This is a genomic window from Herbaspirillum chlorophenolicum (assembly GCF_001189955.1).
In the GTDB taxonomy this organism is placed as follows: domain Bacteria; phylum Pseudomonadota; class Gammaproteobacteria; order Burkholderiales; family Burkholderiaceae_D; genus Herbaspirillum; species Herbaspirillum chlorophenolicum.
Map to the genome: position 1 here is coordinate 278,946 of NZ_LFLT01000001.1, position 24,301 is coordinate 303,246.

A 24,301-nucleotide genomic window follows, 5' to 3' on the forward strand; every position below is an offset into this window, starting at 1 on the left:
GCTTTCAGCCGGGTCAGGCAGTGCTGCCGTCGGCGCCGGTGGGTTTGCCGGCAGCCGGCGGCGAGGGCAGGCGGGCGATCTCGTGTCCCCAATTGAGTGCGAAGTCGGAAGCCGTTTCTTGTGCGATGCGGGCCACGGTCTCGGTCAGCGGATTCTCATGGTCTGAGCGGAAGCAGGCGATCAGGGCCAGTGCCGGGAACTCGGTATCGACCCGTAGCAGGTGCAATATCTCTTCATTGAGTTCGCGCTGGATGATGGCCGGCGGCACCGCCGCGATGCCGAAGCCGTCGGTCACCAGCCGGATCATGGTGGCGACCGAGGCGATGCAGTTGATATGCAGGTTGCCGCGTTCGCTGCTGGAAAACATGCGCTCGATCACCGCATGCGGGCCGGAGTTGCGCGCGAAGCTGACCACCGGGAAGGCTGCCAGGTCGGACAGCGTCAATGTCTCGCTGCCGATGTCGAGCTTGGGACTGCCGACCCAGCGCATCGGAAACTCGCACAGCGCGATGTTGCTGACCTGCGGGCCGATCACCGGTTCGGCCTGCAGCACCAGGTCGAGGTTGCCCTTGCTGAACTGCTCGTGCAGGTGGATGGTGGTGTCGCTGGCGATTTCGATCTGCAGGCGCGGGAACGTCTTGTGCAGGCGGCCGAGGAAATCGGGAAACCAGCTATGGACGATGGATTCGATGACGCCGATACGGATTACGCCGGCGTAGACCTGCTTGTCGGACATGTCGTCCTTCATCTCGCGCATGAGCTTGACCATGCGTTCGGCATACACCAGCGCCTTGCTGCCGTCGGCGGTCAGCGCCACCTCGCGCGCGCTGCGGTCGAACAGGCGTACGCCGAAGTCCTGTTCGAGCGATGCGATACGGCTGGAGACGGCGGCTTGCGTGGTGTGCAGGCGTTCGGCGGTAAGCCGGAAATTGCGCAGCTTGGCCAGCCAGACGAAGGTTTCTAGGAAGCGGATATTCATGGCGCAGGAGTTGGCTGGGTGACTGGGAGGAGGATGCGGGGAAGGCTAAATCGTTTTGCCCCCATGTACCTGCAAAGGAGCGTATTTTATCCACTGTCGCCGGCTTCGGGAGATTCTCGTTTTGGTGCGATGCGATAAAAAAAGCATCTATAACAGTGCATCTCGAAGGCTTTCGCGTGTATTCCTGGTGCAAATATGGATATTTGGTTTTTGAAAGTATTTTTTCTTTACTCGCAAATAAAATGAAAATATATTTACATTTTTCTTGCGCGCCGGAGATGGCCATCTGTCTGTAAGCAAGTGGCCGGCAGGCACCGCAAGGCATCGATAAAAACATTCTCATGGGACAGGCGGACTGTGACGCAACAGCCGAAAAATATCATGCTGCAAGGCGCGGGCGCCGTGGCGCAGATCGTGGGCAAGCTGTATCCGCAATTGTCCAAGTCGCATCGCAAGACGGCCGACTACGTGCTGGGCAATCCCTTCCGCGCCGCCACCATGACCATTGACGAATTGTCGGAAGCGGCCGGTATCTCGGTCGCCACCGCCAATCGTTTCTCCCATGCACTGGGCTTCGACGGCTACGCCTCGTTCCGCGCCGCGCTGGTGTCCGATTTCGCGACCACGCTGGCGCCGGTGGAAAAGCTGCGCAACGAAGTGCAGCGTTCGGCCACCAGCGCCGAGATCATGGCCGCCGCGTTCGAGAACGACATCCATAACATCGAGGCGACCCGCCGCATGCTCTCGCCCGAGCAGTGCGAGCAGGCGGTGGACATGATCCTGGCCGCCGAGCGCATCTTCATCACCGGGTTCGGCGCTTCCGCCTACCTGGCCGGGCTGATGGCGCATGCGCTGGAGCCCTATGTGCGCACCGTGTCGTCGGTGGCGCTGGCCGGCGGGCCGTCGCAGGCCGGCCGCCAGTTCTTCAAGCTCGACAGCCGCGACCTGGTGATCCCGATGGTGTTTCCGCGCTATGCCGCCGATACCGTCTGGCTGACCCAGCGCGCGGTGGAGAAGGGCGCGAAAGTCCTCGCCATTACCGACGTGCCGGGTTCGCCGCTGGCGCCGCTGGCCGATGTGACGATTTTCGCGCAGACCGACCGCAAACTTTCCCCGACTTCCGATGCGGCGGCGCTGATCCTGATCCAGGCACTGTGCGATGCGGTCGCGCATCGCGCCAGCCGCTCGGTACAGGCGGCATCGCAGATGGCTGAATTCGTGCTGCCGTGGCTGTACCTGCCGCAACAGCAGCGCCCGGGGACGACTCCAGTGGGCAAGCCCGCCAGGCCGGCAGGCAGAACCGCCGCCAAATCCAAAGGAAAGACGAAAGCATGAACACTCCGGTCATCGCCATCCACGGCGGCGCGGGCACGATTTCCCGCCATTCGCTCAGCGCGGAAGAAGAAGCAGGCTACCACCAGGCGCTGGCCGGCATCATTGCCGCCGGCCAGGCCGTGCTCAACGCCGGTGGTTCTGCGCTGGAAGCGGTCACCGAGGCGGTGCGCCTGCTGGAGGATTGCCCGCTGTTCAACGCCGGGCATGGCGCGGTGTATACCAGCGAGGGCAAGCATGAGCTGGACGCCAGCGTGATGAGCGGCATCGACCTGGCTGCCGGTGCGGTGGCCTGTGTCACCACTATCCGCAATCCGGTGCTGGCCGCGCGCGCCGTGATGGAAAAGAGCGAGCATGTGCTGCTGGTCGGCCAGGGAGCGGAATCCTTTGCGGCCAGGCATGGCGTGGAGATTGTCGAGCCCGGCTATTTCCATACCGATGCCCGCCATCAGCAGTGGCAGCGCGTGCGTGGGCAGACCAAAGCCATGCTCGACCATGACGCGGCTTCTTTCGCTTTCGCCCGGAAACATGGCGATGGCGACAGTGAAGAAAAAGCGCCGATCGACCCCGACAACAAGTTCGGCACCGTGGGCGCCGTGGCGCTGGACAAGTTCGGCAACCTGGCCGCCGCTACCTCGACCGGCGGCATTACCAACAAGCAGCCCGGCCGCGTGGGCGACTCGCCGCTGATCGGCGCCGGCTGCTATGCATCCAATTCGACCGCGGCAGTGTCGGCCACCGGCACCGGCGAGGCCTTCATGCGCACTGCAGCCTGTTACGACGTGGCCGCGCGCATGGCTTATGCCGGCGACACATTGCAACAGGCCGCTGACAAAGTGGTGTTCCAATTGCTGCCGATGATTGGCGGGCGCGGCGGTTTGATCGCGCTGGACGCGCAGGGCAACCTGGCGTTGCCCTTCAATACCGAGGGCATGTATCGTGCTTATGGGCGTGGGGAACTTGCGCCGGTGACAGCGATATATCAGCCTGAGCAGGTTGAACACCAAGCAGGCTGAGCCGGAGAAACGAGAAATGCAACAGCCACAACACGTGCTCGATGTCAGCAACCTGAGCGTACGTTTTTCCACCTCCGAGCGGACGGTGGACGCGGTACGCGGCCTTTCATTCCATGTCGGCCGCGGCGAGACCTTGGCCATTGTCGGCGAATCGGGTTCCGGCAAGTCGGTGTCGTCGCTGGCGATCATGCGCCTGATCGAACATGGCGGCGGCAAGATCATCCAGGGCGGCATGAAGTTCCTGCGCCGCAACGGCCAGTCGCTCGACCTTGCCAGTGCCGACAACGCCACCATGCGCAGCATTCGCGGCGCCGAGATCGCGATGATCTTCCAGGAGCCGATGACGTCGCTCAACCCGGTATTCACTGTTGGCGAACAGATCGCCGAATCGATCCGCCTGCACCAGGGGAAAGACCATGCGGCAGCGCGGGCCGAGGCGCTGCGCATGCTGGAGATTGTGCGCATCCCGGAAGCCAAACGCGTGCTGGGCCGCCATCCGCACCAGCTTTCGGGCGGCATGCGCCAGCGCGTGATGATCGCCATGGCCTTGTCGTGCAAGCCGTCGCTGCTGATCGCCGATGAGCCGACCACCGCGCTGGACGTGACCATCCAGGCGCAGATCCTGCAACTGATCCGTTCGCTGCAGGAAGAAATGCAGATGGGAGTGATCTTCATCACCCACGACATGGGCGTGGTGGCCGAAGTGGCCGATCGCGTGGTGGTGATGTGCCGCGGCGAGAAGGTCGAGGAAAACGATGTGAAAAGCATCTTCGCCGCGCCCAGCCACCCTTATACCCAAGCCTTGCTGGCGGCCGTGCCCCGGCTCGGTTCCATGCGCGGCACCGACCGTCCGCGCCGCTTCGGCATCGCCGCCGGCGCGGAGGTGCAACCGGAAGCCGTCGCCACCGAACTGCAAGGCCAGCAAGAGATCGCCGGGCAGCGCCAGCCCATCTTGAAGGTGCGCGACCTGACTACCCGTTTCGACGTCAAGAGCGGCATCTTCGGCCGCGTCAGGCAGCGTGTGCATGCAGTGGAAAAGGTCAATTTCGACTTGTATGCGGGCGAAACGCTGGCCATCGTCGGCGAATCGGGTTGCGGCAAGTCGACTACCGGGCGTTCGCTGCTGCGGCTGGTCGACATCGCCGGCGGCCGCGTCGAATTCGGCGGGCGCGACCTGGCGCAATTGCCGCGCTCGGAACTGCGCCACCTGCGCCGCGATATCCAGTTCATCTTCCAGGACCCGTTCGCCTCGCTCGACCCGCGCGTGACGGTCGGCTACTCCATCATGGAGCCGCTGCTGGTGCATGGCATGAAAGAGGGGGCGCGTGAGCGTGTCGATGCCTTGCTCACCCGCGTGGGCCTGACGCCGGAACACGGCCAGCGCTATCCGCACGAATTCTCCGGCGGCCAGCGCCAGCGCATCTGCATCGCGCGCGCCCTGGCGCTGAACCCCAAGATCGTGATCGCCGACGAGTCGGTGTCGGCGCTGGACGTGTCGATCCAGGCACAGATCGTCAACCTGATGCTAGACCTGCAGGCCGAGCTGGGCATTTCGTTCATCTTCATCTCGCACGACATGGCCGTGGTGGAGCGTATCAGCCATCGCGTGGCGGTGATGTACCTGGGGCAGATCGTCGAGATCGGCCCGCGCCGCGACATCTTCGAGAACCCGCAGCATCCGTATACCCGCAAGCTGATGGCGGCGGTGCCGGTGGCCGACCCGACCCTGCGCCAGCCGGGCAAGAAGCTGATGACGGACGAAATCCCCAGCCCGATCCGGCTGGTGGGCGACGAGCCGAAGGTGTTGCCGCTGAAGGAAGTGGCGCCGGGCCATTTCGTCGCGATGCACAGGATTTCCGGCGCTTTCTGAATTTGCCGATGAAGCCGGGCACAAGGCCGGTTGGTTTCATTGCTTTTTGTGTTGTCAATGCAGTTTTAATCACGCAGTCAATCCACGCAGTTACCGATCAGGAGAGAAAAAATGACTACAACCGCAAAGAAGGGCATGTCCGTCGCCAAATGGCTGGTGGTCGGCACATTGGGCGCTAGCCTGCAGTTCGCCGCCGCCCATGCGTTCGCCGCCAAGACCGTAACGATGGCGCTGTATACCACCTTCACCACCATGGATCCGTACGACGCCAACGATACAGTGTCGCTGGCAGTGGCCAAGTCCTTCTACCAGGGGCTGTTCGGTTTCGACAAGGACATGAAGTTGATCAACGTGCTGGCCGAAGGCTATCTGGTCAGCAAGGATGGCCTGGAGTACACCATCCGCCTCAAGCAAGGCGTGAAGTTCCATGATGGCACGCCCTTCAAGGCCGACGCCGTCAAGATCGCATTTGACCGCGTGACCAACCCGGACAACAAACTCAAGCGCTACAACCTGTTCAACCGCATCGCCAAGACCGAAGTGCTGAACGACTACACCGTGAAGATTGTGCTGAAGGAACCGTTCTCGGCCTTCATCAACGTGCTGGCGCACCCGTCGGCGGTCATGATTTCTCCGGCTGCGCTGAAGCAATATGGCAACAAGGACATCGCTTTCCATCCGGTCGGCACCGGTCCGTTCAAGTTTGTCGAGTGGAAGCAGACCGACTATGTGAAGGTAGTCAAGTTCGATGGTTATTGGAAGCCGGGTTATCCCAAGGTCGACGAGATCCTGTGGAAACCGGTAGTCGACAATAATTCGCGCGCGGCCATGATGCAGACCGGCGAGGCGCAATTTACCTATCCGGTGCCGTATGAACAAGCCGACCTGCTCAAGAAAAATGGTTCGCTGGATATCCTCTCCAGCCCTTCCATCGTCCAGCGCTACATCACGATCAACACCAGGCAGAAGCCCTTCGACAATCCCAAGGTGCGCGAGGCGCTGAACTACGCAATCAACAAGCAGGCCTTGGTCAAGGTAGCGTTCGGCGGCTATGCAACCCCGATGGAAGGCGTGCTGCCGCAGGGCGTGGACTATTCTTTCAAGACCGGGCCGTGGCCGTATGACGTGAAAAAGGCCAAGGCCTTGCTGGCCGAAGCCGGCTATCCCAACGGTTTCGAGTCAGAATTGTGGTCGGCCTTCACCAACACCACCTCGCTCAAGGTCATCCAGTTCGTACAGCAACAGCTGGCGCAGGTAGGCGTGAAGCTCAAGATCCAGGCCCTGGAAGCCGGCCAGCGCGTCGAACGCGTGGAAAGCGCGCAGAACCCGGACACCGCGCCGGTGCGCCTGTATTACATGGGCTGGTCGTCTTCCACCGGCGAGGCCGATTGGGGGCTGCGTCCGCTGCTGGCTTCCGAATCCTTCCCGCCGCGCCTGTACAACGCCGCCTACTACAAGAATGACATGGTGGATACCGGCATCGCCAAGGCACTCACCGTGACCGACCGCGCAGAAAAGAGCGCGCTGTACCAGGACGTACAGAAGCAGATCTGGAGCGATGCGCCGTGGATTTTCCTGGCGACGGAAAAGCTGCTGTACGCGCGCAGCAAGAACCTGAAGGGCATGTATGTCATGCCTGACCAGGCTTACGAGTTCGAAAACATCGAGCTGACCAAGTAATGCGCTAGTTGTGTGAGACGTGCGGGGGCGGCCATGTGCCGCCCCCGCAAGCAACATCCAAGGTTTCGATCCACCGGCGAGAGCATCATGTTTTCCTATGTCATCAAGCGCCTCTTAGGCCTCATACCCACGCTGCTGCTGGTGGCGGTATTGGTATTTCTGTTCATTCACTTGCTGCCGGGCGACCCGGCACGGCTGGCGGCCGGCCCTGAGGCTGACGAGCAAACGGTGGCGCTGGTGCGCGCCGACCTCGGCCTGGACAAGCCGCTGCCTGAGCAATTCATCAATTTCTTCGTCAACGCCGCCCAGGGCGACTTTGGCAAATCGATCCGCACCAAGCGTCCGGTCTCCGAAGAGATCGGCGCGCGCTTCTGGCCGACCTTGTGGCTGACGCTGGTTGCCATGGTCTGGGCGGTGCTGTTCGGCCTGGTTATCGGCATTTCTTCGGCGGTGTGGCGCAACCGGTGGCCCGACCGGGTGGGGATGACGCTGGCCGTATCCGGCATTTCCTTCCCGGCTTTTTCGCTGGGAATCCTGCTGATGCAGATTTTTTCGGTTCAACTGGGCTGGCTGCCGACGGTGGGCGACGACACCTGGCGCCATTACATCCTGCCTTCGATCACCCTGGGGGCAGCGGTGGCGGCGGTGATGGCGCGCTTTACGCGCTCCTCCTTCATCGAGATCTTGCAGGAAGATTTCGTGCGCACCGCCCGCGCCAAGGGTTTGTCCGAGCGGGTGGTGGTCATCAAGCACTGCCTGCGCAATGCGCTGATCCCGGTGGTCACGATGATGGGCCTGCAGTTCGGCTTCCTGCTGGGCGGTTCGATCCTGGTCGAGGTGGTGTTCAACTGGCCGGGCATGGGACGCCTGCTGGTGGATGCCGTCGAGATGCGCGACTACCCGGTGATCCAGGCCGAGATCCTGCTGTTCTCGCTCGAATTCATTTTCATCAACCTGGTGGTGGACGTGCTGTATGCCGTGATCAACCCCAGCATCCGTTTCAAGTGAGGTAAGCCGTGTCTCTGTCCAATGCTCCCATTTCCGAGACCGGCACGCCGCTGCCGCCGCCCGATCCGTCGGCGGTAGCCGCTGCCTCCGGCCAGAAGATCCGCACGCCGTGGCGCGAGTTCTGGCGCAAGTTCAAGAAGCAGCACCTGGCGATGTATGCCGGCGGCTTCGTGTTGTTCCTGGTGTTGCTGGCGATCTTCGCGCCGCTGATTGTGCCTTTCGATCCGGAAAACTTCTTCGACTACGATGCGCTCAATTCGCCGCCGACCTGGACGCACTGGTTCGGCGTCGACGCGCTGGGCCGCGACATCTTCAGCCGCATCATCGCGGGCACCCGCATCTCGCTGGCATCGGGTTTCCTGTCGGTGGCCATCGGCGCGGTGATCGGGACGGTGTTCGGCCTGTTGGCCGGTTACTACGAGGGCTGGTGGGACCGCATCACCATGCGCATCTGCGATGTGCTGTTCGCTTTCCCCGGCATCCTGCTGGCCATCGGCATCGTCGCCATCCTCGGCGGCGGCATGCTCAACGTCATCATTTCGGTATCGGTGTTCAGCATTCCGGCCTTCGCGCGGCTGGTGCGCGGCAATACGCTGCAGCTCAAGAACCTGACCTACATCGAAGCCGCGCGCAGCATCGGCGCTTCCGACATGACGATCATGTGGCGCCATATCTTCCCGGGAACGGTATCGTCCATCGTGGTGTATTTCACGATGCGCATCGGCACTTCCATCATCACCGCCGCCGGCCTGTCTTTCCTCGGCCTGGGGGCGCAGTCGCCTACGCCGGAATGGGGCCTGATGCTCAATGAATCGCGCGCCGACATGATCACGTCGCCGCATATTGCGCTGTTTCCCAGCATCGCCATTTTCCTGACCGTGCTGGCGTTCAATCTCCTGGGCGACGGCTTGCGCGACGCGCTCGATCCCAAGATCGACCAGCGCTGATGGATGCGCCGCATATCGGCCGGTTCGCCGCCGGTCCGCGCAACAGCATCGCCGATGTCGACGGCGTGACGGTGGGCCACTGCACGCTGGACAACGGGCCGGTGCAGACCGGCGTGACGGTGGTGTCGCCGCATGGCGGCAACCTGTTCACGCACAAGCTGCCGGCGGCGGCGGCCGTCATCAACGGCTTCGGCAAGAGCGCCGGGCTGGTGCAGCTGGAAGAGCTGGGCACGCTGGAAACGCCGATCGCGCTGACCAATACCTTTGCCGTCGGCGCCATCGTCACCGCGCAGATCCGCCATGCGCTGCAGGCCAATCCGGAGATTGGCCGCAGCCAGCCCACGGTCAATCCGCTGGTGATGGAATGCAATGACGGCTACCTCAATGACTTGCATGCCTTTGCCGTGCAGGAGAGCCATTTCGGGCAGGCGCTGGCGGTCTTGTCTTCCGATGTGCCGCAAGGCGCGGTGGGGGCGGGGCGCGGCATGTCCAGCTTCGGCATGAAGGGCGGCATCGGCACCGCTTCGCGCAGGGTCGCGGTAGGGAGCGGCAAGGATGAATTCACGCTCGGTGCGCTGGTGCTGTCGAACTTCGGCAAGCTGCACGACCTGATCCTGGATGGCCGTCCGCTGGGCCGCGAATTGGCTGCGGTGGGCGCGTCCGACAAGGCGCCCGAGAAAGGCTCCATCATCATGATCCTGGCCACCGATGCACCTCTCGACGCGCGCCAATTGAAGCGTCTGGCCACCCGCGCCGGCGCCGGCCTGGCCCGTACCGGTTCGGCCTACGGCCACGGCAGCGGCGATATTGCGCTGGCCTTTTCCACTGCCCAGCAGATCGAGGCCGGCAGCGAGTGCCTGAACATGGCGCTGCTGCAAGACCATCTGCTGGATCCGTTGTTCCATGCCGCCGCCGACAGCGTCGAGCAGGCCATTGTCAATGTGCTCTTCGCCGCACAGACCGTGCACGGCCGTGATGGTCACGTGCGCGAATGCCTGCGCGAGCGGCTGGCGCGCCTGCCATCCTGATTGATTTTCCGGACCACATCATGCCTACCGTCAAACGCGCCAATATCCTGATCTCGGTCGATATCGAAGGCGTTGCCGGCGTCTTCCATCCCGAGCAGACCCGTCCCGGCAATGGCGAATACGAACGCGCACGGCGCTGGATGACCGAGGAGGCCAACGCCGTCATTCGCGGTGCGTTGGCCGCCGGCGCCACTGCCGTCAAGGTCAACGATTCGCACGGGGGCTTTCGCAACCTGTTGCCCGACCTGCTGCTTCCGGAGGCGCGCATGGTGCTGGGCAAGCCGCGCGTGCTGGGCATGATGGGCGGCGTCGACCATGATGTCGATGCCGTGATGCTGGTGGGCTACCATTCGCGCGCCCAGGGGCGCGGCATCCTGGCGCACACCACCAACAGCTTCGCTTTCGCGCGCGTTTGGCTGGGTGGGCAGGAGATGGGGGAAGCCGGTTTGTATGGCGCACTGGCCGGCGAGCATGGTGTGCCGGTGATCTTCGGCAGCGGCGACGACGCTTTCGTCGAGGAAAACCAGCCGCTGTTTCCGCATGCGGTGTTCGCCGAAACCAAGAAGGCTTACGGTGCCAATAGCGGCGATACGCTGTCGCCCGTGCAATCCTGCGCGCTGCTGGAGGAGCGCGCACGGCAGGCGGTGGTGAAATGGCTGGCGCAGCCATCGGACATGCCGCTGCTGAAGCTGCAAGGTCCGCTGCGCTGCCGCCTGCAGGCGCAGACCGTGGCGCTGGCCGACCTGTTCAGCCAGTTGCCTATCCTCGAACGGGTGGACAACGTCATGGTGGAATTCGATGCGCCTAATGCCGAATATGCGGTGCGGGTATTGAACAGCCTGTCGGCGATGTCTGCGATGCTGCGCTGAGCGGCATCCCTTTCCTCTTTTGTCTTGCCGCGCGCCACAGTTAGTTTGGTGAGGGCTCCTTTTTCTGCTCCACCAGCTTGACCAGCGTATGCATCGTCAGGTTGACCGGCGTGGCAATCCCCAGCGCCTGGCCGCGCCGCACGATGAAACCGTTCAGGTGGTCGATCTCGCTGGCCTTGCCGCGCGCCAGGTCCTGGGCGGTCGATGAGTATTGGGTGGGCATGGTCTCGGCGATCAGGCGCACCGCGGCATCGACATCGCCCGGTAGCGTGACACCTTCGACCGAAGCCACGGCGCGGCATTCGGTGACCAGATTGCGGATCACGTCGGCCACGCCCTGGCCTTGCACGATCTTGCCGTAGGGGAGTTGCGTGATGGCGGACAGCGCGTTGTAGGCGCAGTTGAGGATGAGCTTGACCCACAGCGCGCCGCGCACGTTGCCGGAGATCTCGGTCGGGACGCCGGCGGCGACCAGCGCCTGGGCAACGTCTTCGCTGCGTGCCGAGGGCTCGATCACCAGTTCGCCGCGGCCGTGGTGCTTGACGTGGCCGGGGCCGGCCATTTCCGTGGCGACATACACTACGGCGGCTGCTACCGGCTGCGGGATCACGCTGCGCAGGCGGTCGGCGTTGTCGGTGCCGTTTTGCAGCGTCAGCACCAGCGTGTCGGAGCGCAGGTGTTGGCGCAATTGCGCGCCGGCGGTTTCGGTATCGGTGGATTTGACGCAGAACAGCACCAGGTCGGCGCCGGCGGCAATGGCGGCATCGGTACCGGCTTTCACGGAAATGGTTTCGTCGAAGCCTTGTGCTTGCAGCCGCAGGCCTACCTTGTTGAAGGCGTCGACATGTTGCGCACGGCCGACCAGGACGACTTCATGGCCGGCGCGCGCCAGCATGCCTCCGTAATAGCAACCTACTGCGCCTGCACCCATCACCGCGACTTTCATTGCCGTGTCTCTCGTCTGGTCAAAGCGGAAAGCCTAACACAGCGCCATGGAGCTGACAGGCGCCTGCTCAGGCCAGCACTTTGGCCAGCCACTGGCCGATATCCACGACTTCCTCGCCACACACCGAATGCTGCATCGGGTATTCGTGCCATTCGATCTGGTAGCCCAATTGGGTTAGCAGGTCGCGCGATTTCTCGGCGCGTTCGATCACCACCACCGGATCGAGGCGGCCGTGGGCCATGAAGATGGAAGTGTCCTGGTTGGCTGCGTGGCGTTCTTCGGCGGCCTTGGCGGCCAGCGGCAGGTAGCCCGACAGGCACATCAGGCCTGCCAGTTTTTCCGGATGGCGCAGCCCGGTTTGCAGCGTCATGGCGCAGCCTTGCGAGAAACCGGCCAGCACGATGCGTTCGGCGGGAATGCCGCGCGTTTTTTCCTGTGCGATCAGTTCTTCCACCAGCGCCTGCGAATTGCGCAGGCCGGCTTCGTCTTCGCGGCGCACCAGATCGGGCGTGAAAATGTCGTACCAGGAGCGCATCACGTAACCGCCGTTGATGGTGACCGGCATGGTGTTCGCAGTGGGGAACACGAAGCGGATGGCGGGGCAGTTCGACAGGTCGAGCTCGCGCACGATGGGAACGAAGTCGGAGCCATCGGCGCCCAGTCCATGCATCCAGATGACGGCGGCAGTGGGGTTGGGAGCGGTTTCTATCTGGATGGTGTCGAGCTGGGTAGCCATGGCGGTTTGGGTATCCTGTTATGCGTTGGTGGAGGGGGTGATTTGTGTGCGCGGTGGCGCACAGGCACAATACGGTTTCGATTGCGCGATTGCGTATCACTGCAAGACGCCAATCATACGATGAACGCCGGGGAAAATCTCGGCGCTTGCCAGGAGCGAGCCGATGGGCCTGAAAAAATTGACGAGCGCGGCCATGACCGCCTGCATGGCGCTGGCAGCGTTGCTGCCCATGCGCGCCGGCGCGGAACTGATCACGGGGGCGGTGTTCCAGCCCAAAGGGGAAAACCTGATGATTTCGCCGCCGTCCGGATGGCGGATGGCGTACATGGACGGCCAGCCGGACGGCGACTATGTGGTCGACTTCCTGCCGCCCAACGAAGCGCACGACTCCTGGCGCGAAGGTTATATGGGCGTGCAGCGCCGCAGTTTTCCCGACAGTGCGCTGCTGGACAATATCAAAGCGCGCAACCTGAACGTACCCCAGGTGGCGATTGCGGAGATCATGCAAGGCGCGCAGCGCAACTGTCCGGGACGCTTCCAGCCGATGGGACAGAAAAACACCGTGACCAATGGCATTCCGACTTCGGTCAGCGGCGGCTTTTGCGACCGTGCAGGCGCTGCGGCACCGTATGGTGAAGGCAGCGTGGTCGCCGTCTTCCAGGGCCAGGAGCGCTTGTTCGTGGTGCAGTTCGGCTGGCGTCCTGCGACCCAGAACGAGTTGAAGGAATATGGCTGGCGCATTACGCCGGCCAAGCTGCAGCAGTATCTCGATTTGCTCAATGGCGCGACACTGTGCGGCGGGGCGGACGAGGGGCCTTGCCCAAAATGAGGGCGTAAAGCCGCCTCAGGAGGAAACTATTTACCGGCAGGCCTGATGGCTGACTTGGGGCGGAAGGCCTTGCATACCGCTTCGTTGGTCTCGATGTAGGGGCCGCCGATCAGGTCGATGCAGTAGGGGACGGCGGCGAAGATGCCGGGCACTTTCTGCTTGCCGTCTTCATCCTTCACGCCTTCCAGCGTTTCCTTGATCGATTTCGGCTGGCCCGGCAGGTTCATCACCAAGGCGGCATGGCCGGCGGTTTCGCGGATCACGGCCACCTGGCGCGAGAGGATCGCGGTCGGCACGAATTGCAGGCTGATCTGGCGCATCTGTTCGCCAAAACCCGGCATCTCTTTGGTGCCGATGGCCAATGTGGCTTCCGGGGTAACGTCGCGGCGCGCCGGGCCGGTGCCGCCGGTGGTCAGCACCAGGTCGCAGCCGGCCTCATCCACCAGTTCGATCAGGGTTTTTTCGATCGCCGCACGTTCGTCGGGGATCAGGCGGGTTTCCATCTTCCAGGGGCTGGCCAGTGCGGCGCCGAACCATTCCTGCAGGGCCGGGATGCCGCGGTCTTCATAGACCCCGCCGGAGGCGCGGTCGGAGACCGATACCAGGCCGATCAGCAGATGCTCGCGCTCACTCTTCATCGCCGAATGCTTGTTCGTCGATTTCCTCGCCACGCTTCTTGGCGGCGGCGATCTGCAATTGCTTGAGGATCTGGAAGATTTCGCGATAGGCCTTGGGCGGCTTGTTCTCGGCCTGTTCCTTGCGGGCGTTGCGGATCAGCGTGCGCATGTGCTGCACGTCGACTTCGGGATGCTGCGTGAGCAGGTCGGTCAATGCACTGTCGTCGGCCAGCAGCTTCTCGCGGCGGCGTTCGAGCGCGTGCATGGCAGCGGTTTCGGCCTTGGAGGCGCCGCGCCAGCTGTCGATGGTCTTCTGGATGATGGCCAGCTCGTCTTCTTCCAGCGTGCGCATTTTCTTGCCGACGTATTGCATCTGGCGGCGGCGGCCTTCGTGGTCCTTGATTTGCTGGCACTCGAGGATGGCATCGCGCACATCCTCGGGCATGGGCACGCGCTTGACGCGGTCGCGCGGTTCGGCGACCAGCGCTTCGCCCAGCTTTTGCAGGGCTTCCATTTCGCGTTTGAGCTGGGACTTGGAGGGGCGGTCGTATTCCTGTTCGAATTCGTTGGACTTGAATCCGACAGCGCCGCGGTTGGCATTAGGCATGGTATAGCTTCGGGAAATATTGCTGAACGGCTGCTATGATACCCGTTTTACCCGCATTTCAGAGAAAACAGGCTCATGAGCGATACCCCATTTAGCTATAGTCAAGACCAATTGAAGCAATTGGCGCAGGATGTGTTGCGCTATGCGAAAGAGAAGGGCGCCTCGGATTCGGCAGTCGATATCAGCGAAGGCAGCGGTCTGTCGGTGGCGGTGCGCAAGGGCCGCGTCGAGACTATCGAGCAGAACAAGGACAAGGGTATCGGCGTGACCGTGTTCCTCGGCGAAGGCCGCCAGGTGCGCCGGGGCAACGCCAGCACCTCGGATTTTTCGCAGCAGGCGCTGAAGGAAACGGTCGAGGCCGCCTACAATATCGCGCGCTTTACCTCGATCGACGACTGTGCGGGGCTGCCGGATGCCGACATGCTGGAAATGTCGCCGCGCGATCTGAAATTGTTTTCCCAATGGAATATTTCCGCCGAGGAAGCTGTCGTGATCGCCCAACGCTGCGAGGCGGCGGCGCTGGAAACCGATTCGCGCATTTCCAACAGCGAAGGCGCCAGCGTGTATGCCCAGCATTCGCATTTCGTGGCGGCCAATTCGCGCGGTTTCATCGGCGGCTATCCTTTCTCGCGCCACACCATCTCGGTGGCGCCGATCGCCGGCAAGGGCGGCGGCATGCAGCGCGATGACTGGTATTCGTCCAAGCGCGACCCGAAGAAGCTGGCCAAGCCTGAAGACATCGGCCGTTATGCCGCACAACGCGCCCTGGCGCGCCTGAATGCGCGCAAACTGTCCACCCGCAAGTGTGCGGTGCTGTTCGAGGCGCCGCTGGCGGCTGGCTTGTTGGGCGCCTTTGTACAGGCGGTGTCGGGCGGCGCGCTGTACCGCAAGTCGAGCTTCTTGCTCGATTCGCTGGGGCAGCAGGTGTTCCCTGAGCACATCCAGATCCTGGAAGACCCGTATGTGATCGGCGGCGTCGGTTCGTCGCCGTTCGACGACGAGGGCGTGCGTACCGCCAAGCGCGAGGTGGTCAAGAACGGTGTGGTGCAGGGGTATTTCCTGTCGACTTATTCGGCCCGCAAGCTGGGTATGCAGACTACCGGCAACTCGGGCGGCTCGCACAACCTGACGCTGACGTCGACCTTGACGGCCAAGGGCGATACGTTCAAGGGCATGCTCAAGAAGATGGGCACCGGGCTGCTGGTGACCGAGCTGATGGGGCAGGGCGTGAACTACGTCACCGGCGACTATTCGCGCGGCGCGTCGGGTTACTGGGTCGAAAACGGCGTGATCCAGTATCCGGTGGAAGAGATCACCATCGCCGGCAACATGAAGGACATGCTGCGCCAGATCGTCGCCATCGGCAACGACACGCTGGTACGCGGCACCAAGGAAACCGGTTCCATCCTGCTGGAAAGCATGACCGTCGCCGGCGACTGACCCTGCCACACCCCGCGCCGCCGGAAAATGCCCGGCGCGGCGCCATGGCGGCAGCCTGCGACGCGTACTTGAGCGGAGCGAGGAGGCAAGCCATGGACGATATCCATATCCATCGGGGCTATACGCCCGGCGCCATCGGACGGGTCGCGGAACTGCATGCGGCTTACTACACCGAGAATTGGAGTTTCGGCGTCTATTTCGAAGCCAGGATCGCCACCGAACTGTCGTCTTTCCTGAGCCGCTACGACGAGGCGCGCGATGGCTTCTGGACCGCTACCGTGCATGGCCGCATCGAAGGCTCGCTGGCCATCGACGGCCAGCATGCGCAGGAGCAGGGTGCTTACCTGCGCTGGTTCATCGCTTCCGAAAAGTTGCGCGGCAAGGGCGTGGGCGATGCCCTGATCGGCAACGCGGTGCAATTCTGCCGCGACAGCGGTTTCCCCTCTATTTATCTGTGGACCTTCGACGGCCTGCAGGCCACCCACCATCTCTACCGCAAGCATGGCTTTGTGTGTACCGAGGAGCGGCAGGGCACGCGCTGGGGTGTCAGGCTCAACGAGCAGCGGTATGAGTTGCTGCTGTGAGGCCAGCTGCTTTCGCAACGGATCGGGAGATGCGCGATAAACGACACCGATCGAGCAATCCGTCGTCCTGGCGAAAGTCAGGACACGGTATCGCTCACGCCGGTTTGAAATATGCGGTGCCTTTCAGCAACAAACGCCGCCAATTGCTAAAATGCCGAATCGGCGCGTTAGCGCCTCTTCCCGGATTGTCTTCCACGCAACATGGCTCTTCATACCGATGCCGCGCACTCCAGCGGCCAAGTCCTGCCTTTCCGCGAATCCCTGCTGGCCACGTTGGGCATCTGTTTCGTCATCATGCTGGTGGCGCTGGACCAGACCATCGTCGGCACCGCGCTGCCTACCATCGTGGCCGAGCTCAAGGGCTTTGACCTGTATGCCTGGGTGGCGACCTCGTATCTGCTGACTTCGGTGATCACCGTGCCGATCTTCGGACGGCTGGGCGATTATTTCGGCCGCAAGCCGTTCGTGATCGCGTCCATCATCGTGTTTGTGGCTGCGTCGGCGCTATGCGGCATGGCCGACAGCATGCTGTTCCTGGTGCTGGCGCGCGGCCTGCAGGGCATCGGCGGCGGCATGCTGGTGGGTACCTGTTTTGCCTCCATCGCCGACCTGTTTCCCGATCCGCGCGTGCGCCTGCGCTGGCAGATCATCCTCTCCGCTTCATTTGGCATCGCCACTGCCGTCGGCCCTTCGCTGGGCGGGTTCCTGACGCAGGGGCTGGGCTGGCGCTGGGTGTTCTACTGCAACCTGCCTATTGGCGTGATCTCGCTGTTCTTCGTCTGGCGTTTCGTGCCCCATATCCGCCATATCCAGCACCAGGGCAAAATGCGCCTGGACTGGCCGGGCGCGCTGCTGATCTCGCTGTCGCTGGGCAGCCTGCAACTGCTGGTGGAGATGCTGCCCAAGCGCGGCATCACCGGCGGCATGCTGGCGTTGCTGGTGCTGAGCATGGCGGCTTTTTATGCGTTGTGGAAATGGGAGCAGCGTGCGGCGCAGCCGATCCTGCCATTCGAGATGATGCGCGACCGCGCGCTGTCCAGCCTGTTCATCCTGTCGGTGCTGGCGGGTTTCGCCATGTTCTCGCTGCTGATGTATGCGCCGCTGCTGTTCCAGGGCGGCTTCGGGATGACGCCGCGCGAGGCCGGCTTGCTGATCACGCCGCTGGTGGCCTGTATTACCGTGGCCAGCATCGTCAATGGCCGCATCATCACGCGCATTCCCAATCCCAACATGATGATGACGGTGGGTTTCGTACTGATCTCGGTGGCTTGCCTGGGCGTGGTGCTGTGCGACCGCGGTACCGGCAACGGCTTCATGCTGGCGACCATGCTGGCTGGCGGTTTCGGCCTGGGCCTGGTCTTGCCGAACCTGACCGTGTTCGCCCAGCAGGCCGCCAGCCGCGAGCACTTGGGCATTGCCACCGCCTTGCTGCAGTCGCTGCGCATGATCGGCGGCATGCTGGGTACCGCCATTACCGGTACGCTGGTCAGCCAGATGTACGGCAGCGGTGTGCAGAAGGCGCTCGAGAGCGACCACGCTGCGCAATGGCTCAAGGAATTCAGCGATCCCGAAGTGCTGGTCAACCATGACATTCAATCGGTGCTGCTGGCGCAACTGATGAAGGCGGGGCACAACGGTTCGGCGCTGCTCGATGCCGCGCGCGATGCGCTGGTCGGGGCGATCCATATGGGGATCGCGATCGCCATCGTGGCTGCGCTGGCCGGCTTGTGGATGGTGCGCCGGGTGCCGCCGATCAAGTTCGGCAGCGATGCCAAGGTTGAGCCGGTGATGTCGGAATAGGTGGCAGGCGGAATGGAGGTGAAAATCCAGCGTAAAAATGAAAAAACGGGCGAAACCCAAAGGTTTGACCCGTTTCAACATTCCGGCCGTAAAGCCGTTCGGCTTTCACGTTAATTGCTTGGTGCCCACGGAGGGACTCGAACCCCCACACCTCGCGGCACATGGACCTGAACCATGCGCGTCTACCAATTCCGCCACGTGGGCAATAACGCGAAAGAAAGTGATTATATACGATAACGCCCCCTTGTCAATGTCTTTGTGCAGCGGAATTTGCGATTTTTTCCGGAGCGGCACGGTGGGCCTGTGCCATACACACAGTATTGCGGTTAGGTAAATGGCCGCAACTCCGTTACACTAAGGCCTATTCGTCTGGATCGGCGCGTCCGCACCGGTCTCATCAATAACAATTGCGCAAACGACACTTTTGAGCCAATTCCCCTATACCATTCCCAGCCGGGAAGAAATCCTCGGTATCCTGCGTACTTCGCCCACGGCGCAAAGCGCGCCCAGTCTGGCGGCGGCGCTTGGCGTCAAGCCCGAAGAGATGGATGGCCTGACGCGACGGCTCAATGCCATGGAACGCGACGGCCAGATCAAGCCCGACCGGGGCGGCAACTACAAGCTGACCCATTCCCCAAATTTCATCGAGGGGCGGGTGTCCAGCCACCGCGACGGTTTCGGTTTCCTGTTGCCGGACGACGGCAGCGACGATCTCTTCCTGCCCGAGAAGGAAATGCAGAAGGTCATGCACGGCGATCGCGTCCAGGCGCGCATCGTCGGCACCGACCGCCGCGGCCGGCCGGAAGGCACCATCGTGGAAGTGGTGGATCGCGCCAATACCCATGTGATCGGCCGTCTGCTCAATGAGAACGGCGTGTGGGTGGTGGCGCCGGAAGACAAGCGCATCGGCCACGACGTACTGCTGGCCGGTTCGCCCGGCAAGGCCAAGGCGGGGCAGGTGGTCAGCGTCGAACTGACCGAGCAGCCTTCGCGCTACACCCAGCCGGTGGGCAAGATCGTCGAGATCCTGGGCGACATCGACGACCCTGGCATGGAAATCGAAATCGCCGTGCGCAAATACGGCGTGCCGCATGAGTTCTCGGACGTCGCCAAGAAGCTGGCAGCCAAGTTGCCTAACGAAGTTCGCGCGGCCGACCTCAAGGACCGCGTCGACCTGCGTGACGTGCCGCTGGTCACGATCGACGGCGAAGATGCGCGCGACTTCGACGATGCCGTCTACTGCGAGCCGGTCAAGATCGGCCGCGCCAACGGCTACCGCCTGATCGTGGCGATCGCCGACGTCAGTCATTACGTCAAGCCGAACGATGCGCTGGATGTCGATGCACTGGAGCGCAGCACCTCGGTCTACTTCCCGCGCCGGGTGATCCCGATGCTGCCGGAAAAGCTGTCCAACGGCCTGTGTTCGCTGAATCCGGATGTTGACCGCCTGACGCTGGTGTGCGACGCCGTGATCACCGCCAAGGGCGAGATCAAGGCTTACCAGTTCTACCCGGCCGTGATCCATTCGGCCGCACGCCTGACCTATACCGAAGTGGCCTCCGTCCTGGCCAACACCAAGGGACCGGAGGCGGCGCGCCGCATCGCACTGGTGCCGCACCTGACGCACTTGTACGAAGTGTTCCAGGCGCTGCTGCAGGCACGCCAGGCGCGCGGGGCGATCGATTTCGAGACCACCGAAACCTATATCGTCTGCAATGCCGCAGGCAAGATCGAGAAGATCCTGCCGCGCACCCGCAACGATGCGCACCGCCTGATCGAAGAGTGCATGCTGGCGGCCAACGTCTGCGCGGCCGACTTGCTCAAGCGCCATGAACATCCAGCCCTGTACCGCATCCACGCCGGCCCCACCAAGGAAAAGCTGACGCAGCTGCGCAATTTCCTCAAGCAAACCGGCCTGAGCCTGGGCGGCGGCGACACGCCCAGTGCGTCCGACTATGCGGAGCTGATGCCCAAGATCAAGGCGCGCCCGGATGCGGTGCTGCTCCAGACCATGCTGTTGCGCTCGATGCAGCAGGCGGTCTACAGCCCGGACAATATCGGCCACTTCGGCCTGTCTTACGAGTCCTACGCGCACTTCACCAGCCCGATCCGCCGTTATCCCGATCTGTTGACGCACCGTGCCATCAAGGCCGTTTTGCAAGGCAAGCGCTACGAACCCAAGGGCATCGACAGCAGCGCACTGAACACATCGATTTCGCCGGCGGCGCGCAAGATGCAGCAGCAACAGCGGGCAGCCGACCTGGCTGCCGGCAAAAAGCCGCGCGGCGACGGCAAGCAGAGCAGCCTGGCCATCTGGGAAGCGCTGGGCTTGCACTGTTCGGCCAACGAACGTCGCGCCGATGAGGCTTCGCGCGATGTCGAGGCATGGCTCAAGTGCTATTTCATTCGCGACAAGCTGGGCGAAGAGTTCACCGGCACCATTTCCGGCGTCGCCACCTTCGGCATCTTCGTACAGCTCGATGCGCTGTATATCGAGGGCCTGGTGCACGTTACCGAACTGGGCGCCGACTACTTCCAGTACGACGAGGCGCGCCACGAATTGCGCGGCGAGCGCACCGGCATCCGCTATCAGCTGACGGACCGCGTGACCGTGCAGGTCAGCCGGGTCGACCTGGATGCGCGCAAGATCGACCTTTCGCTGGTCAACGAGCCGGGCATCCGCACGCTGATCAAGAACGAGGCCAAGCGCGCCGAAAGCGCCGCGCGCGGCAAGCCCAACGGGGCGGCCAAGCCGGCGGCGCAAGCCAGGAAGGCGGCCGCTCCCAAGCCGGCCAAAGCGACCAAGGCCAAAGGCGGCGCGGCGCATGCGCGTCCCGGTGAAACCGACCGCAAGCGGGCGGCAGCCAAGGGATTTTCCAAGGGCAAGAAGAAGCGTTGAACCAGCGCTGAACTTTTGCCCTTGATTCGTAGCAAGTCACAGTAATAAGAGAAGAAACAAGCAGGTTTTATGAAGAGCAAAATGATTTTCGGCTTCCATGCCGTCACGTCCCGTATCCGCCACGAAGCATCGTCGGTAGATGAAATCTATGTGGACGCCGACCGCCGCGACCGCCGCATGCTGGACATGCTGCACGCGGCCAAGGAAGCCAATGTGCGCATCATCCAGGCCGACGACCAGCGCTTGTCGGCGATGGTCGGCACGCGCCGCCACCAGGGTGTGGTGGCCAAGGCCGCCACGCTGTCGCTGGCGCGCACGCTGGATGAATTGCTGGATGCAGTGCAGGGACCGCCGTTGCTGCTGATCCTGGACGGCATTACCGATCCGCATAACCTGGGCGCCTGCCTGCGGGTAGCCGATGGCGCTGGCGCGCACGCAGTGATCGCCCCCAAGGACCGTGCCGTGGGCCTGAATGCGACGGCGATGAAGGTGTCCAGCGGCGCCTCCGATACCGTGCCCTACATCACCGTCACCAACCTGGCGCGCACCATGCGCGATTTGAAGGAGCGCGGCGTATGGCTCATCGGCACTACCGATGATGCAGAGAAGGGTTTGTATGAAGGCGACTTCACCGGCCCTACCGCGCTGGTGATGGGTTCGGAAGGCGAGGGCATGCGCCGCCTGACGCGCGAGACCTGCGACGTGCTGGTCAATATCCCGATGTTCGGCTCGGTCGAGAGCCTGAACGTGTCGGTTGCCTCCGGCGTCTGTCTCTACGAAGCGCGACGTCAGCGCCTGCCTAAATAAGTCCGGTCGTCTCAGGTACGATACCGTCGCCGGACTTGATGTCCGGCGATTTTTTTTGCATCAGCATTTACTTACCCGTTCCAGGAAGCACCACCATGTTCAGCCGACTACGTGAAGACATCGCCAGTATCCGCGAGCGCGATCCCGCCGCGCGCAACACTTGGGAAGTGCTCACTTGTTATCCCGGCCTGCATGCAGTGGTCATGCACCGCTGGGCCAACGCCTGCTGGCTGGCTGACTTCAAGTGGCTGGGCCGTTTCATCTCGCATATCGCGCGCGGCTTGACCGGCATCGAGATCCATCCGGGCGCGACCATCGGCCGCCGCGTATTCATCGACCACGGTTTCGGCGTGGTGATCGGCGAGACCGCGGTAATCGGTGACGACTGTACTATTTACCAGGGCGTAACGCTGGGCGGCACCTCGCTGGCCAAGGGCGCCAAGCGCCATCCTACGCTGGGGCGCGGCGCGATCATCGGTGCTGGAGCAAAAGTGCTGGGTGGATTTACGGTGGGAGACGGCGCCAAGGTCGGCTCCAATGCGGTAGTCACCAAGGAGGTGCCGGCTGGCGCTACAGCGGTCGGTAATCCGGCGCGCATCGTGCAACGCGCCGCGCCACAGGATCCGCGTGATCAGGCAGCCGCGCGCATCTTCGCCGCTTACGGCGTCATGCCCAATGGCGATGATCCGCTGTCAAAAGCCCTGCACGGGCTGATCAATCAGGTGGCCGCGCAGGAGCAGCAGATCGAGGTGATGCTGGCTGCACTCAAGGGGGCGGGGATAGGGTGTCAACGCTTCGAGGAATTGAGCCGCTTTGATGCTGATCAGTTGAACAAGCTGGTGGACTGATCCTGCTTGGCATATTGATGCCATTCCATTAAGCATCAACTCCATGGATCGTCGCCCTGGCTTTCGTCAGGACGACGGATTCTGAGATTCCGTACCCCGGCGAGCGCCGGTGTCCGATGAGGTTTTTGTCATCGGCCAATCAGCCGATCTCGCCACCCGCCGCATCGAAGCGATGCAGCACACCATCTGCCGTCAGGCTGATCCAGCCGCCGCGCGGCGTTTCGATATCGTATTCCCAATCCGGCAGCACATAGCGCAGGCGCTGGTCTTCGCCGCTGCCCAGCACATGCAGGGCTGGGCGGTGCGTATGGCCGTGGATCAGCACGCTGGTGCCGGTCTGTGAGAACAACTGGCCGATGGCGCCGGCATTGACGTCCATGATCTCGTCGGACTTGTTCTGGTTGGAGTCCTGGCTGTTCTTGCGCATGCCCTCGATGATCGCCTTGCGCTGCGCCAGCGGCATGGCGAGGAACTGCTGCTGGTAGGCCGGCTGGCGCACCTGGGCGCGGAAGGCCATGTAGGCGGTGTCGTCGGTGCATTGCGCGTCGCCGTGGGCCAGTGCGATTTCGCGCCCGGCCAGGCGGATCACGTGCGGGTCGTCCAGCAGCGCCAGGCCGGCGGCTTCAGCGAAGCCGGTCCCGACCAGGAAGTCGCGGTTGCCGGCGATCCAGAAGATTTGCACGCCATGCTGCTGCAGCGCCTTCAAGGCATCGGCGATCTCACGGTTGTAGGGCGTGGCGAGATCGTCGTCGCCGGCCCAGTATTCGAAGATATCGCCCAGCAGGTAGAGCTGCTGCGTTTGCGTCGCATGGGTTTGCAGGAATTCGAGGAAGGCTGCGGTGGTGCGTGGCAGCGAAGCCTGCAGGTGGAGGTCGGAAACAAAAAGCGCAACCGTCGGCTGCGCTTTTTGTGAGGACGTGAAAATCGTCATCGTCAGGTGGGGAGTGGCGTTAGACCACTTCCGCCTTTTCGATCACGACATCTTCGGCCGGCACGTCAGCGAACATGCCGGTGCGGGAGGTCTTGACGCCCTTGATCTTGTCGACCACTTCAGTGCCTTCGACTACCTTGCCGAACACACAGTAGCCCCAGCCGTCCTGGCCCGGGAAGTCCAGGAAGCTGTTGTTCTTGACGTTGATGAAGAACTGGGCCGACGCCGAGTGCGGCGCGGCAGTGCGTGCCATGGCCAGTGTATAGGGCTCGTTCTTGAGGCCGTTCTTGGCCTCGTTCTCGATCGGTTCGTTGGTTTCCTTCTGCTTCATGCCGGGTTCGAAGCCGCCGCCCTGGATCATGAAGCCGTCGATCACGCGGTGGAAAATGGTGCCGTTGTAGTGGCCGGCGTTCACGTAAGCCAGGAAGTTCTCGACGGTCTTCGGCGCTTTTTCGGCATCCAGTTCGATCTTGATGTTGCCGTGGTTGGTGGTGAGCAGAACTGCCATGTTGAATCCTTTGCTTGACG

Annotated in this window: 22 protein-coding genes and 1 tRNA gene; 15 read left to right on the top strand and 8 right to left on the bottom strand. The window is 62.7% G+C overall.

Going from position 1 to position 24,301, the window contains the following annotated elements:
- Positions 1–13: 13 nt before the first annotated feature.
- A complete protein-coding gene (locus tag AKL28_RS01270; RefSeq protein ID WP_050466230.1) occupies positions 14–979 on the bottom strand; it encodes a LysR family transcriptional regulator in 966 nt (321 codons plus the stop codon).
- Positions 980–1,360: 381 nt separating this feature from the next.
- Here AKL28_RS01270 and AKL28_RS01275 point away from each other — a divergent pair, with 381 nt between their 5' ends.
- From AKL28_RS01275 to AKL28_RS01310, 8 genes are all read left to right on the top strand, one after another.
- Positions 1,361–2,314 carry a MurR/RpiR family transcriptional regulator gene (locus AKL28_RS01275; RefSeq protein ID WP_231602296.1) on the top strand — a complete coding sequence of 318 codons (954 nt, stop codon included), beginning with the start codon at positions 1,361–1,363 and terminating at the stop codon, positions 2,312–2,314.
- Positions 2,311–3,327, top strand: coding sequence for an isoaspartyl peptidase/L-asparaginase family protein (locus AKL28_RS01280; protein ID WP_050466232.1), 1,017 nt, complete (start codon positions 2,311–2,313; stop codon positions 3,325–3,327). Before AKL28_RS01275 ends, AKL28_RS01280 begins: the two co-directional genes overlap by 4 nt.
- Before the next feature lie 16 nt (positions 3,328–3,343).
- Positions 3,344–5,197 (top strand): dipeptide ABC transporter ATP-binding protein, encoded by a 1,854-nt coding sequence (locus AKL28_RS01285; protein ID WP_050466233.1) that lies wholly within the window; start codon positions 3,344–3,346, stop codon positions 5,195–5,197.
- A gap of 111 nt (positions 5,198–5,308) precedes the next feature.
- A complete protein-coding gene (gsiB, locus tag AKL28_RS01290; RefSeq protein ID WP_050466234.1) occupies positions 5,309–6,877 on the top strand; it encodes a glutathione ABC transporter substrate-binding protein GsiB in 1,569 nt (522 codons plus the stop codon).
- Positions 6,878–6,964: 87 nt separating this feature from the next.
- Positions 6,965–7,885 carry a glutathione ABC transporter permease GsiC gene (gene gsiC / locus AKL28_RS01295; protein WP_050466235.1) on the top strand — a complete coding sequence of 307 codons (921 nt, stop codon included), beginning with the start codon at positions 6,965–6,967 and terminating at the stop codon, positions 7,883–7,885.
- 50 nt (positions 7,886–7,935) lie between these two features.
- Positions 7,936–8,832: a glutathione ABC transporter permease GsiD gene (gene gsiD / locus AKL28_RS01300; protein WP_050466302.1), complete on the top strand. Its 897-nt coding sequence runs from the start codon at positions 7,936–7,938 to the stop codon at positions 8,830–8,832.
- Positions 8,832–9,860, top strand: coding sequence for a DmpA family aminopeptidase (locus tag AKL28_RS01305; protein WP_050466236.1), 1,029 nt, complete (start codon positions 8,832–8,834; stop codon positions 9,858–9,860). The genes gsiD and AKL28_RS01305 overlap by 1 nt, the downstream gene beginning before the upstream one ends.
- Positions 9,861–9,880: 20 nt before the next feature.
- A complete protein-coding gene (locus tag AKL28_RS01310; protein ID WP_050466303.1) occupies positions 9,881–10,729 on the top strand; it encodes a M55 family metallopeptidase in 849 nt (282 codons plus the stop codon).
- Positions 10,730–10,769: 40 nt separating this feature from the next.
- Here AKL28_RS01310 and AKL28_RS01315 read toward each other — a convergent pair whose 3' ends face one another.
- Positions 10,770–11,675, bottom strand: coding sequence for a ketopantoate reductase family protein (locus AKL28_RS01315; protein ID WP_050466237.1), 906 nt, complete (start codon positions 11,673–11,675; stop codon positions 10,770–10,772).
- Positions 11,676–11,742: 67 nt separating this feature from the next.
- Positions 11,743–12,411 carry an alpha/beta hydrolase gene (locus AKL28_RS01320; protein ID WP_050466238.1) on the bottom strand — a complete coding sequence of 223 codons (669 nt, stop codon included), beginning with the start codon at positions 12,409–12,411 and terminating at the stop codon, positions 11,743–11,745.
- 163 nt (positions 12,412–12,574) lie between these two features.
- On the opposite strand from AKL28_RS01320, the gene AKL28_RS01325 reads away from it, so the two are divergent.
- On the top strand, positions 12,575–13,240 hold the full coding sequence (locus AKL28_RS01325) for a hypothetical protein (RefSeq protein ID WP_050466239.1): 666 nt from the start codon (positions 12,575–12,577) through the stop codon (positions 13,238–13,240).
- A gap of 26 nt (positions 13,241–13,266) precedes the next feature.
- On the opposite strand, the gene mog is transcribed toward AKL28_RS01325, so the two are convergent.
- On the bottom strand, positions 13,267–13,878 hold the full coding sequence (gene mog, locus AKL28_RS01330; RefSeq protein WP_050466240.1) for a molybdopterin adenylyltransferase: 612 nt from the start codon (positions 13,876–13,878) through the stop codon (positions 13,267–13,269).
- Positions 13,868–14,464, bottom strand: a complete 597-nt coding sequence (gene yjgA, locus AKL28_RS01335) for a ribosome biogenesis factor YjgA (protein ID WP_050466241.1) — start codon at positions 14,462–14,464, stop codon at positions 13,868–13,870. The genes mog and yjgA overlap by 11 nt, the downstream gene beginning before the upstream one ends.
- Positions 14,465–14,539: 75 nt before the next feature.
- On the opposite strand from yjgA, the gene pmbA reads away from it, so the two are divergent.
- The 3 genes from pmbA (at position 14,540) to AKL28_RS01350 (ending at position 18,288) form a co-directional block, all read left to right on the top strand.
- Positions 14,540–15,904 (top strand): metalloprotease PmbA, encoded by a 1,365-nt coding sequence (pmbA, locus tag AKL28_RS01340; protein WP_050466242.1) that lies wholly within the window; start codon positions 14,540–14,542, stop codon positions 15,902–15,904.
- Between the two features lie 92 nt (positions 15,905–15,996).
- A complete protein-coding gene (locus AKL28_RS01345) occupies positions 15,997–16,488 on the top strand; it encodes a GNAT family N-acetyltransferase (RefSeq protein ID WP_050466243.1) in 492 nt (163 codons plus the stop codon).
- A 201-nt stretch (positions 16,489–16,689) separates the two neighbouring features.
- Positions 16,690–18,288, top strand: a complete 1,599-nt coding sequence (locus tag AKL28_RS01350; RefSeq protein ID WP_050466244.1) for an MDR family MFS transporter — start codon at positions 16,690–16,692, stop codon at positions 18,286–18,288.
- Positions 18,289–18,407: 119 nt separating this feature from the next.
- Here the strand turns inward: AKL28_RS01350 and AKL28_RS01355 are convergent.
- A tRNA-Leu gene (locus AKL28_RS01355) sits at positions 18,408–18,492 on the bottom strand.
- Between the two features lie 220 nt (positions 18,493–18,712).
- Here AKL28_RS01355 and rnr point away from each other — a divergent pair.
- The 3 genes from rnr (at position 18,713) to cysE (ending at position 22,842) form a co-directional block, all read left to right on the top strand.
- Positions 18,713–21,187, top strand: a complete 2,475-nt coding sequence (gene rnr, locus AKL28_RS01360; protein WP_050466245.1) for a ribonuclease R — start codon at positions 18,713–18,715, stop codon at positions 21,185–21,187.
- Between the two features lie 69 nt (positions 21,188–21,256).
- The gene (gene rlmB, locus AKL28_RS01365) at positions 21,257–21,994 is read left to right on the top strand and encodes a 23S rRNA (guanosine(2251)-2'-O)-methyltransferase RlmB (protein ID WP_050466246.1); all 738 of its coding nucleotides are present in this window, start codon (positions 21,257–21,259) and stop codon (positions 21,992–21,994) included.
- Between the two features lie 95 nt (positions 21,995–22,089).
- Positions 22,090–22,842: a serine O-acetyltransferase gene (cysE, locus tag AKL28_RS01370; RefSeq protein ID WP_050466247.1), complete on the top strand. Its 753-nt coding sequence runs from the start codon at positions 22,090–22,092 to the stop codon at positions 22,840–22,842.
- A gap of 139 nt (positions 22,843–22,981) precedes the next feature.
- Here cysE and AKL28_RS01375 read toward each other — a convergent pair whose 3' ends face one another.
- A complete protein-coding gene (locus AKL28_RS01375; RefSeq protein ID WP_050466248.1) occupies positions 22,982–23,773 on the bottom strand; it encodes a UDP-2,3-diacylglucosamine diphosphatase in 792 nt (263 codons plus the stop codon).
- 19 nt (positions 23,774–23,792) lie between these two features.
- The gene (locus tag AKL28_RS01380; protein WP_050466249.1) at positions 23,793–24,281 is read right to left on the bottom strand and encodes a peptidylprolyl isomerase; all 489 of its coding nucleotides are present in this window, start codon (positions 24,279–24,281) and stop codon (positions 23,793–23,795) included.
- Between the last annotated feature and the right edge of the window lie 20 nt (positions 24,282–24,301).

Excerpts from the sequence above, each read along its gene's own strand:
- AKL28_RS01285 (WP_050466233.1), top strand. The coding sequence starts at position 3,344 with ATGCAACAGCCACAACACGTGCTCGATGTCAGCAACCTGAGCGTACGT.
- AKL28_RS01320 (WP_050466238.1), bottom strand. The coding sequence starts at position 12,411 with ATGGCTACCCAGCTCGACACCATCCAGATAGAAACCGCTCCCAACCCC.
- AKL28_RS01325 (WP_050466239.1), top strand. The coding sequence starts at position 12,575 with ATGGGCCTGAAAAAATTGACGAGCGCGGCCATGACCGCCTGCATGGCG.
- AKL28_RS01275 (WP_231602296.1), top strand. The coding sequence starts at position 1,361 with ATGCTGCAAGGCGCGGGCGCCGTGGCGCAGATCGTGGGCAAGCTGTAT.
- AKL28_RS01310 (WP_050466303.1), top strand. The coding sequence starts at position 9,881 with ATGCCTACCGTCAAACGCGCCAATATCCTGATCTCGGTCGATATCGAA.
- AKL28_RS01375 (WP_050466248.1), bottom strand. The coding sequence starts at position 23,773 with ATGACGATTTTCACGTCCTCACAAAAAGCGCAGCCGACGGTTGCGCTT.
- cysE (WP_050466247.1), top strand. The coding sequence starts at position 22,090 with ATGTTCAGCCGACTACGTGAAGACATCGCCAGTATCCGCGAGCGCGAT.
- AKL28_RS01270 (WP_050466230.1), bottom strand. The coding sequence starts at position 979 with ATGAATATCCGCTTCCTAGAAACCTTCGTCTGGCTGGCCAAGCTGCGC.
- AKL28_RS01380 (WP_050466249.1), bottom strand. The coding sequence starts at position 24,281 with ATGGCAGTTCTGCTCACCACCAACCACGGCAACATCAAGATCGAACTG.
- AKL28_RS01280 (WP_050466232.1), top strand. The coding sequence starts at position 2,311 with ATGAACACTCCGGTCATCGCCATCCACGGCGGCGCGGGCACGATTTCC.
- yjgA (WP_050466241.1), bottom strand. The coding sequence starts at position 14,464 with ATGCCTAATGCCAACCGCGGCGCTGTCGGATTCAAGTCCAACGAATTC.
- AKL28_RS01305 (WP_050466236.1), top strand. The coding sequence starts at position 8,832 with ATGGATGCGCCGCATATCGGCCGGTTCGCCGCCGGTCCGCGCAACAGC.
- gsiB (WP_050466234.1), top strand. The coding sequence starts at position 5,309 with ATGACTACAACCGCAAAGAAGGGCATGTCCGTCGCCAAATGGCTGGTG.
- AKL28_RS01345 (WP_050466243.1), top strand. The coding sequence starts at position 15,997 with ATGGACGATATCCATATCCATCGGGGCTATACGCCCGGCGCCATCGGA.
- AKL28_RS01315 (WP_050466237.1), bottom strand. The coding sequence starts at position 11,675 with ATGAAAGTCGCGGTGATGGGTGCAGGCGCAGTAGGTTGCTATTACGGA.
- gsiC (WP_050466235.1), top strand. The coding sequence starts at position 6,965 with ATGTTTTCCTATGTCATCAAGCGCCTCTTAGGCCTCATACCCACGCTG.
- mog (WP_050466240.1), bottom strand. The coding sequence starts at position 13,878 with ATGAAGAGTGAGCGCGAGCATCTGCTGATCGGCCTGGTATCGGTCTCC.
- pmbA (WP_050466242.1), top strand. The coding sequence starts at position 14,540 with ATGAGCGATACCCCATTTAGCTATAGTCAAGACCAATTGAAGCAATTG.
- AKL28_RS01350 (WP_050466244.1), top strand. The coding sequence starts at position 16,690 with ATGGCTCTTCATACCGATGCCGCGCACTCCAGCGGCCAAGTCCTGCCT.
- rlmB (WP_050466246.1), top strand. The coding sequence starts at position 21,257 with ATGAAGAGCAAAATGATTTTCGGCTTCCATGCCGTCACGTCCCGTATC.